Genomic DNA, 14,628 nt, shown 5'->3' with positions numbered 1-14,628 from the left:
CTTCGCCTGACCCCCGGACCCCGGGGGGGGGGGGGGGGGGTTTTGGTTGGGGGGGGCCCCCCCATCCGCGCCCCCCCCCCCGTCCCTAGGCTATCGAAGCGCTACTGGCCCTGTTCGTCGCGGCGTCGCTGCCACCGCTGTTCGATTCGGTTCATCACCGTCCGGCGTTGCCTGGGATGCCGGCGCTCGCTCCTGCCCCCGGCCGCCTGTTGCTCGCCGGGCTTGGACGCCTTGCGCCAACCGGTGACCGCTAGGCCCGCGCACCCCAGCATGACGAGGAAGCCCACCACGCTGATCCAGATCTGCTTGGCGACCATTCCGGCCATGAGGAGCGCGATACCCACCAGGAAGCCTGCGACCGCCTGGTAGACCCGTCGCCGGGTGTACGTACGCAGCCCGCTTCCCTCAAGCGCTGTCGCGAACTTGGGATCTTCGGCGTACAGCGCTCGCTCCATCTGCTCGAGCATTCGCTGCTCGTGCTCCGAGAGCGGCACGGAGTCCTCCTCGTCGTCGGCCGCGGGGGGCGGCCGGTATGCGGCCCTTCCAGGATAGGCAGGGAATCGCCCCCGTGAAACCCGCCCTCTTCGCCAATCAGCCAGTCCGGGCCGCCACGGCGGCTCAGCTGCTGAGGCGTTGATTCCCCAACCTCCGATCCGTCATGCCGGATGGTGTCCCCCGATCATACGTGGAGAGACCCCCGATCGGGGGTCCTGGGGCGTACTCCATCTGCAGCTGCGTTGCTGATCAGCCGCACTGCGGCGGTGGCTCAGGCGCGCTTGGTGCCCAGAACGTGCAGCTGGGTCGCGACCGAGTGGAAGGCGGGCAGTTCCGCCACGGCGCTCTCCAGCCTGAGCAGCGCCTCCATCGCACCCGGTTCGGTGTCCACCAGGACTCCGGGCACCAGGTCGGCGAAGACCCGTACTCCGTGTACGGCGCCGATCTCGACGTCGGCCGCGGAGACCAGTTCGGTGAGCTGCTCGGCGGTGTACCGACGGGGCATCGGGTCACCCTCGCCCCAGCGGCCCGAAGGGTCGCTCAGCGCCTGCCGCGCCTCGGTGAAGTGACCGGCGAGCGCCCTGGCCAGAACGGCGCCTCCGAGTCCGGCGGCGAGCAGGCTGAGGTCGCCGGACGGGCGGAGGGCGTCGACCGCGTTCCGTACACCTTCGGCGGGGTCGTCGACGTACTCCAGGACTCCGTGGCAGAGCACCGCGTCGTACCCACCGCGCTCGACGACCTCGAACAGGCCGAGGATGTCGCCCTGGACTCCGCGGACCCGGTCGGCGACGCCGGCCTCGGCGGCGCGGCGCTCCAGCGCGAAGAGCGCGTTGGGGCTGGGGTCGACGACGGTGACCCGATGGCCGAGCCGGGCGACCGGCACCGCGAAGTTCCCGGTGCCGCCGCCGGTGTCCAGGACGTCCAGGGCGTCCCTGCCGGTCGCCTTGACCTGACGGTCGAGGGCGTCCTTCAGGACCTCCCACACCACAGCGGTACGGAGGGAGGCGCGGGGGCGCAGCTGGTCCGACACGGCAGATGACTCCTCGTCGCGGTGCCGCCGCAGACGGCGGAGCGTGGACAGTGCGGGTGATGCACGTGCTGTCCACCCTATTGCCTCGGACCGTCGTCACCCGCCCCGGACCACGACCGCCCTCATCCCGCGTCCGCCCCCTCCTTCCGGGCCTGTGGAAGTACCGGCCGGAGGGCCAGCAACCGCTCGACCAGGCGCAGGAACATGGCCGCGTCACGCAGCAGGTCGTCGGCGTCGCGGCTGCCTGCGGCGCCGGGTATGCCCGCCTCCGCCCGGGCCCTGCGACGGGCGCCCGAGGCGAACAGGGCGCTCCATTCGGTGAGCTCCGGAGCGATCTCCGGGAGGACGTCCCAGGCGCTGCGGATCCTCTCCCGCCGCCGCCTGGTGGTTTCGGGCCGGCCGCGGGCCGCCAGCACCGCGGCGGCGGTACGCAGCGCGGCGAGATGGGCGGTGGCATAGCGCTCGTTCGGCACGTCGAGCACAGCGGCCTCGGCGAGGCCGCTGTGGGCCTGCGCCAGCAGATCGAGGGCGGCCGGCGGCGCCGTGGTGCGGCGCAGCACGGGGTGGACGTCGGCGGCCGGACCGCCCGATGACGAGGAAGAAGAAGGGGACGAGGAAGGGATGGGGCCGGTCGGTGAGGGGGCAGGGCCGTCTGCGCGGCGCCGCGGGGCGGCTGCTGCGGACGAGTTCACCATGACGAACCTCCTGTCGTCGTGTGACGGCTTCGTGGCCGTATGTATCCATCGTGCGGGGCGCCACTGACAATCACGCCGAATCAGGCCCTGACCTCGACTTTTGTTCTTTCTCCACGAGGGTGGCGAGAGGGGCGTCCGCCGAGCCGGGGTTCGCCGTGATCAGCGAGCTTCGCGGGGTCGCCGTCTCGGTGAGCAGAGCTCCGGCACCGAGAAGATCACCAAGCAGCGGCCGGCGTGACGGGGGTGTGTCGGCGAACAGCCCGGCAGATGAAATCCGGTTGCTGCGGGACGTGTGAGCCCGGTGAGGTACCTCCATGGACGGTGCCGAGCAGGCGGCGAGGTCGGGAAGAGACCGTGGAGTCACGGCACAACCGTCCACATGGCACGGATCGGCAGTGCTTGTGGCCCTGATGCTGGCCGCCTTCACCTTCAACACCGCAGAGAACCTGCCGGTCGGCCTCCTGGAGCTCATCTCCGAAAGCCTGCGGGTGTCAGTGTCAGCGGTCGGCCTCCTGGTCACCGGCTACGGCGTGACGGTCGCGGTGGCGTCTCTGCCGCTCGCCCACGTCATGCGGGCCGTGCCCCGGCGTCATGTGCTCACAGGACTGCTGGCAACGCAGCAACGCTGGTCGTGTCGAGTCTGGTTGCGGCGCTGGCGACCTCTTACTGGCTGCTTCTCGTGGCACGGCTGCTGACCGCGCTCGCCCAGGCACTGTTCTGGGCCGTGATGGGGCCGGTCGCGGTGGGCCTGTTCGCGCCCGAGGTCCGCGGGCGCGTGGTCGGGGCGCTGTCCGTCGCCGGTTCGCTCGCCCTCGTGCTCGGTGTTCCCGCCGGGACCTGGCTGGGGCGGCCTTCCGCCGGGGGGGGGGGGGGGGGGGTGCCCCCGGGGGGGGGGGGGGGCGGGGGGCGCCCCCCGCCACCGGGTTGCGCGGAGTCAGCTCCGGGAGGAGGAGCCGCTCTGGCTGCCGGGACCGTCGTAGTCCTCGCCGTAGGCGCCCTTGGCGGGGCGGCGGCGGCGCAGCGGGGCCTCCACACCGTCGGCGAGGCGCCGGGCGGTGACGAGGAAGCCGGTGTGGCCGATCATGCGGTGGTCCGGGCGGACCGCCAGGCCCTCGACGTGCCAGTTGCGGATCATCGACTCCCAGGGCTGCGGCTCGGCGAAGCAGCCGATCTCACGGATCGACTCGACAGTCCGGGCGAGCTGGGTGGTGGTCGCGACGTAGGCACAGAGGATGCCGCCGGGGACGAGTGCCTTGGAGACGGCCTCCAGGCATTCCCACGGGGCGAGCATGTCGAGGATGACCCGGTCGACGTCGGTGTCGGAGAGGTTGTCCTGGAGGTCTCCGACGGTGAGCTGCCACGCGGGGTGCGGCTCGCCGAAGTAGCGCTCGACGTTCTGCTGGGCGATCTCGGCGAAGTCCTCGCGGCGTTCGTACGAGTGCAGCATGCCCTGGTCGCCGACGGCGCGGAGCAGGAAGGTGGAGAGCGAGCCGGAGCCGACGCCGGCTTCCACGACGCGGGCGCCGGGGAAGATGTCGGCGAACGCCAGGATCTGCCCCGCGTCCTTGGGGTAGACCACGGCGGCGCCGCGGGGCATGGACAGGACATAGTCGGGGAGCAGGGGGCGCAGCGCCAGGTAGGCGACGTTTCCTGTGGTTCGGACCACACTGCCCTCGGGAGCGCCGATCAGCTCGTCGTGCGGGAAAGAACCCTTGTGGGTGTGGAAGTTCTTTCCGGCTTCGAGCGTGAAGGTGTAGTGGCGTCCCTTGGGGTCGGTGAGCTGGACCTGGTCCCCGACCTTGAAGGGCCCGCGTCGGCGGGCGGCACCGGTCGGTTCAGACATGTGACCAGCGTACCGGTGTTTCCCGGGGCTCCGACCGCCCGCCCGTCCCGCTCCGCGACCACGGTGCGAGCGGCCGGGTGTTCCCTCAGGGGGTGCGCGCCATCGCGGCGACGAAGGCGCGTTCGACATCGGCGGTGGAGAGGACTCCGTAGATCTCGCCGGTCTCCTCCAGCACGAGGTACTCGGTGGCGGGGCTGGTCCTGAGGGTGTCGAGGAGCTCCTCGCCGGTGAGTTCGGCGGAGATCCTCATGCCGTCGGTGAGGTCCTGGGCGAGGGTGCTGACGGCGACCCAGGGGCGACGGTGTTCGGGGACGGAGACGATGGCGGCCTCGCGGACGACGGCCTTGGGCTGGCCGTGCCCGTCGACCACGACGAGGGCGCGGGCGCCCGCCTCGTTGGCCCTGCGGAGCGCCTCGGAGAGCGGGGTGGCGGCTTCGACGGGGACGGCACGGCGGGTGAGAGCGCGGGCGCGCAGGTCCGGGAGGTGTTCGCGCAGGCGTGCCATGCGCAGGCTGTTCCCCGCTCCGGTCCAGATGATGGCGGCGAGGATCGCGGCGAGCAGGGCGTCGGTGACGGTGTCCATGCCGCTGATGTCGTCGGGGTTGTTCCCGAGGCCGCCGGTGTGGGTGAGCAGCGGGAGACCGATGAGGACGGTGACGGCGAGGGCGCGGCCGACCCAGGCGGCGGCGACGGTGCCGCTCATGGGACGGCCGGTGATCTTCCAGACGACGGCGCGCAGCATGCGGCCGCCGTCGAGCGGCAGGCCGGGCAGCAGGTTGAAGGCCGCGACGATGAGGTTGGAGATCATCAGCCCGGCGAGCAGGACACCGGGGACGGTGCCGGGTTCGACGAACTGCATGCCGAGGTAGAAGAGGCCGGCGAGCACCAGGGAGAGCAGGGGGCCGACGAAGGCGAGGACGAACTCGCGGCCGGGGGTCTCGGTCTCCTTCTCGATCTCGGAGACGCCGCCGAAGAACTGCAGCTGGATGCGGCGCACGGGGAGCCGGTAGCGGAGTGCGGCGACGGTGTGGGCGAGTTCGTGGACGAGCACCGAGGCGTAGAAGGCGATCGCGAAGAAGAGCGAGACCAGGTAGCGGGCCGCGCCGAGTTCCGGCAGCACGCGGTCCAGCTGGCCGCCGAAGACCCAGGTGATGAGCGCCGCGACGAGGAACCAGCTGGGCGCGACGTACACGGGCACCCCGAAAGGGCGGCCCATCAGGAGGCCGCCGCCCGGCTCCCGGGGGCGTCGCGGTTTCCCGTTCCCGTTCCCGGGCGCGGCCGGGCCGGTCCCGCCGGGCTGCGGCCGGCCGCTGTCGCCGCTCTCGTCCACGGGGTCCCTTCGGTCGGTGCCGTCCGGCACTGTCATGCGGTGTGGGAGGGTCTGTCGTCGATGGTATGCCGCTGAGTGTCAGTGGCGGGCCGTAGGGTCTTCGTCATGAGTTCCGTGCCCCGGCCGCCGCAGCCGCCTTCGTCCCTGTCGCCGTCGCGGGCGAACGATTTCATGCAGTGCCCCCTGCTGTACCGGTTCCGGGTCATCGACAGGCTGCCGGAGAAGCCCAGTGAAGCCGCTACCCGGGGCACGCTGGTCCATGCGGTACTGGAGAAGCTGTTCGACGATCCGGCGGTGGAGCGTACGGCCGATCGGGCCACGGCCCTGGTCCCCGGCCAGTGGAACCGGCTGCTGGAGACGAAGCCGGAGCTGTCGGAGCTGTTCACGGAGGACGCGGACGGCGAGCGGCTCTCACGCTGGCTGTCCGAGGCCGAGCGGCTGGTGGAACGGTGGTTCTCGCTGGAGGACCCGACCCGTCTGGAGCCGGCCGAGCGGGAGCTCTCCGTCGAGACGGAGCTGGAGTCGGGGCTGCGGCTGCGCGGGGTGATCGACCGGATCGATGTGGCGCCGACCGGCGAGGTCCGGATCGTCGACTACAAGACGGGGAAGGCGCCGCGGCCGGAGTACGCGGAGGGTGCGCTGTTCCAGATGAAGTTCTACGCCCTCGTGATCTGGCGGCTGAAGGGCGTGGTCCCGCGCCGTCTGCAGCTGGTCTACCTGGGCAGCGGTGACGTCGTGACGTACGACCCGGTCGTGGCCGATCTGGAGCGGGTCGAACGAAGGCTGCTGGCGCTGTGGGAGGCCATCCGGCTGGCGACGGAGACGGGCGAATGGCGGCCGCGGCCGACGAAGCTGTGCGGCTGGTGCGACCACCAGGCGGTCTGTCCGGAATTCGGCGGGACTCCCCCGGTCTATCCGCTGTCGGTTCGCCCGGCGGAGCCCCGGCAGGGTGAGCAGGACACAATGGCCTCGGCCCGTGCCGGGGACGGCCGGCCCGTGGCCGCCGACGGAGCTTGAGGAGATCTGGTGGCAATCCGCGTCCTGCTGGTCGACGACCAGCCGCTGCTGCGCACCGGCTTCCGGATGATTCTGGAGGCGGAGGGGGATCTGGCGGTGGTGGGTGAGGCCGGTGACGGCCTCCAGGCCCTCGACCAGGTGCGGGCGCTGCAGCCCGATGTGGTGCTGATGGACATCCGTATGCCGCGGATGGACGGGGTCGAGGCGACCCGGCAGATCACGGGTCCGGGCCGGGACGGTCCGGCGAAGGTGCTGGTGCTCACCACGTTCGACCTCGACGAGTACGTGGTGGAGGCGCTGCGCGCCGGCGCCAGCGGTTTCCTGCTGAAGGATGCCCCGGCCAACGAGCTGGTGCAGGCGATCCGGGTGGTCGCGGCGGGCGAGGCCATGCTGGCCCCGTCCATCACGCGCAGGCTGTTGGACAAGTACGCCGACCATCTGCCGTCCGGCGAGGACCCCCTGCCGGGCACCCTGCACACGCTGACGGAGCGCGAGGTGGAGGTGCTGAAGCTGGTGGCGCGGGGTCTGTCGAACGCCGAGATCGCCGCCGATCTGTTCGTCAGCGAGACGACCGTCAAGACCCATGTGGGCCACGTGCTGACCAAGCTGGGGCTGCGTGACCGGGTGCAGGCGGCGGTGTACGCGTACGAGAGCGGACTGGTGCGCCCCGGCGCCCAGTGATCCGGCCGGCGCCCGGGTGCCGGGCTGAACCCGGGCGCCGGTCGGCGCCCGGGTTCAGCTCGCGTTCCGCCCGAGCTCCCAGAGCTGGAGGTCGGCGGAGGAGTTGACCGCCCACTCGACACCGGTGAGGTCGTCGCGGGAGGCGACGTACTGCTTGCCCTGCCAGATCGGGAGTACCGGGACGTCGGTGGCGACGATGTCCTGCAACTTCTGGAACGTCCTGGAGGCGGCGGCGCGGTCGGCCTCACGGCGGGACTGAGGGATCAGGGTGTCCTGGGCGACCTTGGACGTGTACGGCGAGTTGAGGAAGTTGTTCTTGTCGAGGAACGGGGCCGTGTAGTTGTCCGGGTCCGGGAAGTCCGGGAACCAGCCCAGTCCGTAGACGGCGTAGTCGCCGCGCCTCTGCGCGGGACGGTACTTCGCCCACGGGGTGCCCTGGGTGGTGACGTCGAACAGGCCGGTGGCGTTGAGCTGCTTGGCCAGCGTCTTGAACTCGGCGCCGGTGGCGGGCCCGTAGTGGTCGGTCGTGTAGTGCAGGGTGAACTTCACCGGGGTGTCGATGCCGGCGTCCCGCAGAATGGCCGCTGCCTTGCGGGCGCTGGGCTCGCCGTACGTGTTGTAGAACGAGTTCGTGTGTCCCGTGATGCTGGACGGGATCAGCGAGTAGAGCGGCTCGGCCGTGGTGCCGTAGACCTGGCCGGCGATCTGGCCGCGGTCGATGACCTGGGCCACGGCCTGGCGGACCGCCTTGTCCTTCACCGCGGGATCGGTGGTGTCGAAGCCGAGGTAGCTGATGGCGAGACCGGGCATCTCGGTGAGCTTGATGCCGTCCTTCGGCTTCTCCAGCATCTGCTGGGCCTGCTCGGGCGACATGGTGCGGGTCATCATGTCGATCTTCTGGTCGTCGAGGGCCTTGCCCATCGCCGCCGCGTCGGGGAAGAGGTCGAGTTCGACCTTGTCGTTGACGACCCGCAGATCGCCCTTGTACTTCGGGTTCTTGGTGAAGACGATCTTGGAGACCTGGTGGTCCACGATTTCCGGCTTCATCGTGTACGGACCGGAGCCGTCGACCTGGAAGCCTTCCCGCGGGGAGTCGGCCGGGTACTCGCTCCTCGGCACGATGCCGGCCGCCGGGGTGGCGAGCTTGTACGGGAAGGTCGCGTCGGGCGTCTTCAGGTGGAAGACGACCTCGTCGTCGCCGCGGGTCTCGATCGTGTCGATGTTGGCGAGCAGGCCGACGGGTCCGTTGTCGGACTTGATGCCGATGACCCGGTTGATGGAGTACTTGACGTCCTCGGCGGTGACGGGCGAGCCGTCGGCGAAGGTCAGACCGCTGCGCAGCCTGCAGCGGTAGCTCTCGTTCTGCCGGTCGGTGAAGATGCAGCTCCTGGCGGCCTCGGGGACGGGCGCGCCGCCTCCGCGCGGGATGTGGGTGAGGGTCTGCACGGTCTGCCGCAGGACGTTCCAGACACCCGCTTCGTAGCCGATGGCGGGATCGAGCGGCGCGGGATTGTCCTCCGTGGCGACGAACTGGTCCGTGGTGCCGACAACGATGGCGGCGCTGCCATCGCTCCCGCCGTCCGTCGCGCCGCAGGCGGCGAGTACGGGCGCGAGCAGGCCGACGACGGCCGGCAGCACCAGAGTCTTACGGTTCATCTTCGACGTTCTCCCTCATCCGGCTCATCCGGCCATTGAGAAAACGACATTAGTAGGCGCCGTCTGCAATTCCCGACCGGTGCCGTCCCGAGCACAAGCGAATGGTGCGGGCATTTGTCGGCGGGCCGATTTCCCGGGCGCGGAATGTTCCGTACAGGACTCCATGAATCGGGACACACGGGAGGGTCAGAACGGACAGGTGGGTGGATCTTGTGAAGTCTCGGAAGCCTTCGAGGTGACAGAACTCACCTCGGATGCACACCTCCACATTGGCATGCACCCGACTTTCCGCTACGTATGAGCGAGGAATTCGCACATCGCGACGGCGAGAGCTTCTCCGTTCATTCACAGAAATACTCTCGGTGTGCGATCAATTCGTTCCCGTGACCAGGCCCCGGAGAAATGCGAGATCGACTTCTTCGAGAGAACCCACGACGACCCGGCCGGATGCGGGCGCGATCGGCGCGACGGACGGTACGGCGACGACCCAGCAGCCGGCGGCCTCCGCGGCGGCGACCCCGGTCGCGGTGTCCTCGATGACCGCGCAGCGCTCAGGGGCCGCCCCGAAGCCGGAGGCCGCGGTGAGATACGGCTCCGGGTGCGGCTTCGTACGGGAGACCTCGTCGCCCGCCACCGTGAGGGCGAAGTGGTGGTGGCCGACCGAGTCCAGCACCCGGTCGATGATGCGCCGGTGCGAGGCGGAGACCAGTGCGGTCGGCACCTCGTGGGCCACCAGTTCGGCGAGCAGCCGTGCCGCGCCGGGCATCAGCGGCACACCGCGGTCGATGCGCGCCTCGAAGCGGTCGTTGAGCAGCACGGTGAGCTCCGGGAGGGTGATGTCCGCACCGGTGACCTCGATCAGATAGCCGGCGCTGCGGGTCATCGGCCCGCCGACGACCACGTCCCGCCACGACTCGTCCAGCCGGTGTCCGAGGTCCGCGAAGACCGCCACCTCGGCGTCCCACCAGAAACCCTCGGTATCGACCAGGGTGCCGTCCATGTCGAGAAAGACGGCCTGCAGGGCGGCGCCTTCGGCCGTGCGGGTCAAGGACGCGGAGACCGTACTGGTCATGCGGCACACCTTCCACGAGGGACGAGAAGGCCGGCCACCCATTTCCGGAGGAAAGGGCGACCGGCCTGCACTGGACCGACCAGTGTACGACTTGTCCCGCTCACACGCGTCGGACATGCGCCCACCGCGCGTCGACGGGCTCAGCGCGCGTTGAAGTACTTCGCCTCCGGGTGATGGATGACGATCGCGTCCGTCGACTGCTCCGGGTGCAGCTGGAACTCCTCGGAGAGGTGCACGCCGATCCGCTCCGGCTGCAGCAGGTCGGCGATCTTCGCACGGTCCTCCAGGTCGGGACAGGCGCCGTAGCCCAGGGAGAAGCGCGCGCCACGGTACTTCAGCGCGAACATGTCCTCGACCTCGGCCGGGTCCTCGCCGCCGAAGCCGAGCTCGGAGCGGACCCGGGCGTGCCAGTACTCGGCGAGCGCCTCGGCGAGCTGGACGGAGAGGCCGTGCAGCTCCAGGTAGTCGCGGTAGGAGTTGGACTCGAAGAGCTTGGCGGTCTCGCCACCGATCTTCGAGCCGACGGTGACGACCTGGAGGCCGATCACATCCGTCTCGCCCGACTCCTCCGGACGGAAGAAGTCCGCGAGGCACAGGCGACGGCCGCGGCGCTGGCGCGGGAAGGTGAAGCGGGTCCGCTCGGAGCCGTCCTCGTGGAGCAGGATCAGGTCGTCGCCCTTGGAGACGCACGGGAAGTAGCCGTAGACCACCGCCGCTTCCAGCAGGTTCTCGGTGTGCAGCTTGTCGAGCCAGCCGCGCAGGTGCGGGCGGCCCTCGGTCTCCACGAGCTCCTCGTACGTCGGCCCGTCGCCGGTCCGGGCCTGCTTGAGGCCCCACTGCCCCTTGAAGAGCGCACCCTCGTCGAGCCAGGAGGCGTACTCCTTGAGCTGGATGCCCTTGACGACACGGGTGCCCCAGAACGGCGGTTCGGGGACCGGGTTGTCGGTGGCCACGTCGGAACGGACGCCTTCCGCCGGCTCCTCGACCTCCAGTACGGCGGTCTCCCGCTTGGGCACACGGCGCTGCTTGAGCTCGGGGAGACTGGCTCCTGGGACACCGCGCTTGACCGCGATCAGGGCGTCCATCAGGCGCAGGCCCTCGAACGCGTCGCGGGCGTAGCGGACCTCGCCCTCGTAGATCTCGTGCAGGTCCTGCTCGACATAGGCCCTGGTGAGAGCCGCTCCGCCGAGGATCACCGGGTATTCGGCGGCCAGCTTGCGCTGGTTCAGCTCCTCCAGGTTCTCCTTCATGATCACGGTGGACTTCACCAGGAGACCGGACATGCCGATGACGTCGGCGCGGTGCTCCTCGGCGGCCTCCAGGATCGCGGAGACCGGCTGCTTGATGCCGATGTTGACGACGTTGTAGCCGTTGTTGGACAGGATGATGTCGACGAGGTTCTTGCCGATGTCGTGGACGTCGCCGCGGACGGTGGCCAGCACGATGGTGCCCTTGCCCTCCGCGTCGGACTTCTCCATGTGCGGTTCCAGGTACGCCACCGCGGACTTCATGACCTCGGCGGACTGGAGCACGAACGGCAGCTGCATCTGGCCGGAACCGAAGAGCTCGCCGACGACCTTCATGCCCTCGAGCAGGGTGTCGTTGACGATGTCGAGCGCCGGACGGGTCTGCAGTGCCTCGTCGAGGTCGGCCTCCAGGCCGTTCTTCTCGCCGTCGATGATGCGGCGCTGGAGGCGCTCGTCGAGCGGAAGGGCGAGCAGCTCCTCGGCCTTGCCCGCCTTCATGGACTTCGTGCTGACGCCCTCGAAGAGCTCCATGAGCTTCTGCAGCGGGTCGTAACCCTCGGCGCGGCGGTCGTGGATGAGGTCGAGTGCGACCTTGACCTGCTCCTCCTCCAGGCGCGCGATCGGCAGGATCTTGGAGGCGTGCACGATGGCGGAGTCGAGTCCGGCCTTGACACACTCGTCGAGGAAGACGGAGTTGAGCACCACCCGGGCGGCCGGGTTGAGGCCGAAGGAGATGTTCGACAGGCCGAGCGTGGTCTGGACGTCGGGGTGCCGCCGCTTCAGTTCGCGGATCGCCTCGATGGTGGCGACGCCGTCCTTGCGGGACTCCTCCTGACCGGTGCAGATCGTGAAGGTCAGGGTGTCGATGAGGATGTCCGACTCGTGGATTCCCCAGTTGCCGGTCAGATCCTCGATCAGCCGCTCGGCGATGGCGACCTTGTGCTCGACGGTGCGGGCCTGGCCCTCCTCGTCGATGGTGAGGGCGATCAGCGCGGCGCCGTGCTCGGCTGCCAGCGCGGTGACCTTGGCGAAGCGGGACTCGGGACCGTCGCCGTCCTCGTAGTTGACGGAGTTGAGAACGGCCCGCCCGCCGAGCTTCTCCAGGCCGGCCCGCAGCACGGGCAGCTCGGTGGAGTCGAGCACGATCGGGAGGGTGGAGGCGGTGGCGAAGCGGCCGGCCAGCTCCTCCATGTCCGCGACTCCGTCTCGGCCGACGTAGTCGACGCAGAGGTCGAGCATGTGGGCGCCCTCGCGGATCTGGTCGCGGGCCATCTCCACGCAGTCGTCCCAGCGGGCCTCCAGCATGGCCTCGCGGAACTTCTTGGATCCGTTGGCGTTCGTGCGCTCGCCGATCGCGAGGTACGAGGTGTCCTGGCGGAACGGGATGGTCTGGTAGAGGGACGCGGCGCCGGGCTCGGGGTGCGGCGTGCGGGGGGTGACGGCGAGGCCGCGCACCCGCTCGACGACCTGGCGCAGGTGCTCCGGGGTCGTACCGCAACAGCCGCCGACCAGGGAGAGCCCGTACTCGCGGACGAAGGTCTCCTGGGCGTCGGCCAGCTCGGCCGGGGACAGCGGGTAGTGCGCACCGTCCTTGCCTAGGACAGGGAGGCCGGCGTTGGGCATGCAGGAGAGCGGGATGCGCGAGTGACGGGCGAGGTAGCGCAGGTGCTCGCTCATCTCGGCGGGGCCGGTGGCGCAGTTCAGACCGATCAGGTCGATGCCGAGGGGTTCCAGGGCGGTGAGCGCCGCGCCGATCTCGGAGCCGAGCAGCATCGTGCCGGTCGTCTCGACGGTGACGGAGCAGATCACCGGCAGGTTCGTACCGGTGGCCTCCAGGGCGCGGCGGGCGCCGATGATCGAGGCCTTGGTCTGGAGCAGGTCCTGAGTGGTCTCCACCAGGAGGGCGTCGGCGCCTCCGGCGATCATGCCCTCGGCGTTCTGCTGGTAGGCGTCGCGGAGCTTGTCGTACGGGGCGTGGCCCAGTGTCGGCAGCTTCGTACCGGGGCCCATGGAGCCGAGCACCCAGCGCTGCTGCCCGGTGGAGGCGGTGAACTCGTCGGCGACCTCACGGGCGATGCGCGCGCCGGCCTCGGAGAGTTCGTGGACCCGCTCGGGAATGTCGTACTCGCCCAGAGCGGCGAGGTTGGCGCCGAAGGTGTTCGTCTCGACGCAGTCCACGCCGACCGCGAAGTACTCCTCGTGCACGGACCGCACGATGTCCGGGCGGGTGACGTTGAGGATCTCGTTGCAGCCTTCGAGGTTCTGGAAGTCCTCCAGGGTGGGGTCCTGCGCCTGGAGCATGGTGCCCATGGCACCGTCGGCCACCACCACACGGGTGGCGAGCGCCTCACGGAGCGCTTCGGCTCGGTTCCGGCTGTCGGCGGAAGGGGTCGGCGACGAGGCCATGGATGTACTCCCAGGGATGCGACGGCTGTCGGCTTTGCGGCTTCGGTGGAGGCCGCACCTCGTCAGGGTAGCCGGGCGGCGCCTTCGACCGTCACTGTGTCCCACGGAACGGACTGCATGCTGTGCGGGGGACGTACCGGGTGATGCGACGGATCACGCTCCCCACAACATCGAGCATGGGTCGGCATCGGCCGATAGTGTTCAGCATTGTCGAACCATAGTGGAGGAGTACGGCGCCATGGCCAAGAACATCCAGTCGCTCGAACGGGCGGCGGCGATGCTGCGCCTGCTGGCGGGCGGCGAGCGGCGGCTGGGGCTGTCCGACATCGCCTCCTCCCTGGGCCTGGCCAAGGGCACCGCGCACGGCATCCTCCGCACACTGCAGCACGAGGGCTTCGTGGAGCAGGACTCGGCGTCCGGGCGCTACCAGCTGGGCGCCGAGCTGCTGCGGCTGGGCAACAGCTACCTGGACGTGCACGAGCTGCGGGCGCGCGCCCTGGTCTGGACGGACGACCTGGCCCGGTCCAGCGGCGAGAGCACCCACCTGGGCGTCCTGCACCAGCAGGGCGTCCTGATCGTGCACCACGTCTTCCGCCCCGACGACAGCCGACAGGTCCTGGAGGTCGGCGCGATGCAGCCGCTGCACTCCACGGCGCTGGGCAAGGTGCTCGCGGCCTACGACCCGGTGGCGCACACCGAGGCGATCGAGGCCGAACGGGAGCCCTTCACCTCGCGCACCGTCACCGACCTGGAGGATTTCGAGTCGGCACTCGCACTGACCCGGGCACGCGGCTGGGCTGCCGACGTGGAGGAGACCTGGGAGGGGGTGGCCGCGGTGGCCGCCCCGATCCACGACCGGCGCCGGATGCCGGTCGGGGCGGTGGCCGTGACCGGCGCGGTGGAACGGGTGTGCTCCGGCGGCGAGCTCCGCCCGGAGCTGATCGCGGCGGTGCGTGACTGCGCCCGGGCGGTCTCCCGGGATCTCGGCGCCGGGCGCTTCTGACCGTTCTGGCGGATCATCGGTAACGATCGGGTCAAAGACCCAGGAACTCTTGACGCTTCATTCAACAGGGAGAAACACTGCCGTTCATCGGTCGACATTGTCGAACGCCTAACGGCAATACGCGCTAGGGTGTGACAGTGCCAAGGGCCGGTC

At 70.0% G+C, this 14,628-nt stretch carries 11 protein-coding genes and 1 pseudogene; 4 read left to right on the top strand and 8 right to left on the bottom strand.

The window, feature by feature from the left end; genetic code table 11:
* Positions 1-101 precede the first annotated feature (101 nt).
* The 3 genes from ACFVXE_RS07785 to ACFVXE_RS07775 all read right to left on the bottom strand — a co-directional run bounded on the left by ACFVXE_RS07785 (position 102) and on the right by ACFVXE_RS07775 (position 2,220).
* Positions 102-494, bottom strand: a complete 393-nt coding sequence (locus ACFVXE_RS07785; protein WP_389670108.1) for a DUF3040 domain-containing protein — start codon at positions 492-494, stop codon at positions 102-104.
* Between the two features lie 272 nt (positions 495-766).
* Positions 767-1,525, bottom strand: a complete 759-nt coding sequence (locus ACFVXE_RS07780; protein ID WP_389670107.1) for a class I SAM-dependent methyltransferase — start codon at positions 1,523-1,525, stop codon at positions 767-769.
* Between the two features lie 122 nt (positions 1,526-1,647).
* Positions 1,648-2,220 carry an SAV_6107 family HEPN domain-containing protein gene (locus tag ACFVXE_RS07775; protein ID WP_389670106.1) on the bottom strand — a complete coding sequence of 191 codons (573 nt, stop codon included), beginning with the start codon at positions 2,218-2,220 and terminating at the stop codon, positions 1,648-1,650.
* A 410-nt stretch (positions 2,221-2,630) separates the two neighbouring features.
* Here ACFVXE_RS07775 and ACFVXE_RS07770 point away from each other — a divergent pair.
* A pseudogene (locus tag ACFVXE_RS07770) lies at positions 2,631-3,070 on the top strand (MFS transporter); the annotation flags it as partial.
* An 84-nt stretch (positions 3,071-3,154) separates the two neighbouring features.
* Here the strand turns inward: ACFVXE_RS07770 and ACFVXE_RS07765 are convergent.
* Together ACFVXE_RS07765 and ACFVXE_RS07760 are read right to left on the bottom strand one after the other, a co-directional pair.
* Entirely contained in the window at positions 3,155-4,063 is a 909-nt protein-coding gene (locus ACFVXE_RS07765; protein ID WP_389670105.1) for a tRNA (adenine-N1)-methyltransferase, read from the bottom strand.
* An 85-nt stretch (positions 4,064-4,148) separates the two neighbouring features.
* Positions 4,149-5,393 (bottom strand): site-2 protease family protein, encoded by a 1,245-nt coding sequence (locus ACFVXE_RS07760; protein WP_389670127.1) that lies wholly within the window; start codon positions 5,391-5,393, stop codon positions 4,149-4,151.
* A gap of 171 nt (positions 5,394-5,564) precedes the next feature.
* On the opposite strand from ACFVXE_RS07760, the gene ACFVXE_RS07755 reads away from it, so the two are divergent.
* Together ACFVXE_RS07755 and ACFVXE_RS07750 are read left to right on the top strand one after the other, a co-directional pair.
* Positions 5,565-6,410 carry a RecB family exonuclease gene (locus ACFVXE_RS07755; RefSeq protein ID WP_389670126.1) on the top strand — a complete coding sequence of 282 codons (846 nt, stop codon included), beginning with the start codon at positions 5,565-5,567 and terminating at the stop codon, positions 6,408-6,410.
* 9 nt (positions 6,411-6,419) lie between these two features.
* Positions 6,420-7,091 carry a response regulator gene (locus ACFVXE_RS07750; protein WP_389670104.1) on the top strand — a complete coding sequence of 224 codons (672 nt, stop codon included), beginning with the start codon at positions 6,420-6,422 and terminating at the stop codon, positions 7,089-7,091.
* Positions 7,092-7,145: 54 nt separating this feature from the next.
* Here the strand turns inward: ACFVXE_RS07750 and ACFVXE_RS07745 are convergent, their stop codons facing one another.
* The 3 genes from ACFVXE_RS07745 to metH all read right to left on the bottom strand — a co-directional run bounded on the left by ACFVXE_RS07745 (position 7,146) and on the right by metH (position 13,472).
* Positions 7,146-8,747, bottom strand: a complete 1,602-nt coding sequence (locus tag ACFVXE_RS07745) for an ABC transporter substrate-binding protein (RefSeq protein ID WP_389670103.1) — start codon at positions 8,745-8,747, stop codon at positions 7,146-7,148.
* 370 nt (positions 8,748-9,117) lie between these two features.
* Positions 9,118-9,819, bottom strand: a complete 702-nt coding sequence (locus ACFVXE_RS07740) for an HAD family hydrolase (protein ID WP_389670102.1) — start codon at positions 9,817-9,819, stop codon at positions 9,118-9,120.
* A gap of 140 nt (positions 9,820-9,959) precedes the next feature.
* On the bottom strand, positions 9,960-13,472 hold the full coding sequence (gene metH / locus ACFVXE_RS07735) for a methionine synthase (RefSeq protein ID WP_389670101.1): 3,513 nt from the start codon (positions 13,470-13,472) through the stop codon (positions 9,960-9,962).
* Between the two features lie 238 nt (positions 13,473-13,710).
* On the opposite strand from metH, the gene ACFVXE_RS07730 reads away from it, so the two are divergent.
* Complete coding sequence (locus ACFVXE_RS07730; RefSeq protein ID WP_389670100.1) at positions 13,711-14,475, top strand: IclR family transcriptional regulator; 765 nt, start codon at positions 13,711-13,713, stop codon at positions 14,473-14,475.
* Positions 14,476-14,628 lie beyond the last annotated feature (153 nt).

The sequence above is a fragment of the Streptomyces sp. NPDC058231 genome, assembly GCF_042882275.1.
Classification (GTDB): Bacteria; Actinomycetota; Actinomycetes; order Streptomycetales; family Streptomycetaceae; genus Streptomyces.
Note: the sequence above shows the minus strand (reverse complement) of the source record. Positions and strands in the feature narration are given on the sequence as shown.